Annotated in this window: 2 protein-coding genes; both read left to right on the forward strand. The window is 38.8% G+C overall.

The window, feature by feature from the left end; genetic code table 11:
* A partial coding sequence (locus ACP6PK_RS02430; RefSeq protein ID WP_426557449.1) for a HEAT repeat domain-containing protein occupies positions 1–322 on the forward strand: 322 nt, incomplete at its 5' end.
* Positions 323–577: 255 nt separating this feature from the next.
* A partial coding sequence (locus ACP6PK_RS02435) for a HEAT repeat domain-containing protein (RefSeq protein ID WP_426557451.1) occupies positions 578–1088 on the forward strand: 511 nt, incomplete at its 3' end.

Raw genomic sequence — 1088 nt, forward strand, 5'->3', positions numbered from 1 at the left:
AATTTTAGAATTACTCAAACAAAGGGTTGTGTCTGATCAGAGCTGGAGTGTGCGACGTGAAGCGGTGCGACAAATAGCTACTGGTTGGAAAAATGAAGAGGGAATGTTTGAATTGTTTTACAATACCGCCCTCAATGACCCCTTTCAAGGTAAAAATGAATATCAAGACAACCCTCGACAAACAGCACTAGAAGCAATAGTCAAACAATATCCAGACCATCCGCAAACCCTCCCACTATTACAAGACATAGCAGCAAACGACCCAGACGAACAACTGCGGGAGTGGGCAAAAAAGAAATTGCAGCGATTAGAAAATAGCTAGTGTGAGCATCTGGCTGACGAATTTAACATTAGGTTGGGTTTCCTTCCTCAACCCAACCTACATGAGTAGCGATCGCTCTGTTTTCCATAAATTGATGTTTTATTCATCTATTGTACAATATTACATATTATAGTATGTTATATTACATTGCCAATCTCTCAACCTTCTGCTAATCTAAAGTTAATAAGCTAAAATTAGAGAATGTGTGCCCAGATGACATCTAACTTTCTGAATTGAAGTTTAAAAGTTGAAGCAGTGCGACAAATAGCTATTGGTTGGAAAGATAAACCGGAAATTTTAGAATTACTCAAACAATGGGTTATCTCTGATGATTCGGATGTGCGAGTTGAAGCAGTCCGACAAATAGTTACTGGTTGGAAACATGAGGTGGGAATTTTAGAATTACTCAAACAATGGGTTATCTCTGATGATTCGGATGTGCGAGTTGAAGCGGTGCGACAAATAGTTACTGGTTGGAAAAATGAATCGGAAATTTTAGAATTACTCAAACAATGGGTTGTGTCTAATGAAAATTCAGATGTGCGAAGTGAAGCGGTGAAACAAATAGCTACTGGTTGGAAAAATGAACCCGGAATTTTAGAATTACTCAAACAAAGAGTAGTTTCTGATGAGAGTTGGCAGGTGCGACGTGAAGCAGTTCAACAATTAGCAACTGTTTGGAAAGAGCGCTCAGAAACTTTTGAATTACTCCAACAAATTGTAGTGTCTGATCGTAATTCCTATGTGCGACGTGAAGCAGTAGAAA

This window comes from Dapis hubbardiae BLCC-M172 (assembly GCF_050016015.1).
In the GTDB taxonomy this organism is placed as follows: Bacteria; Cyanobacteriota; Cyanobacteriia; order Cyanobacteriales; family Microcoleaceae; genus Trichodesmium.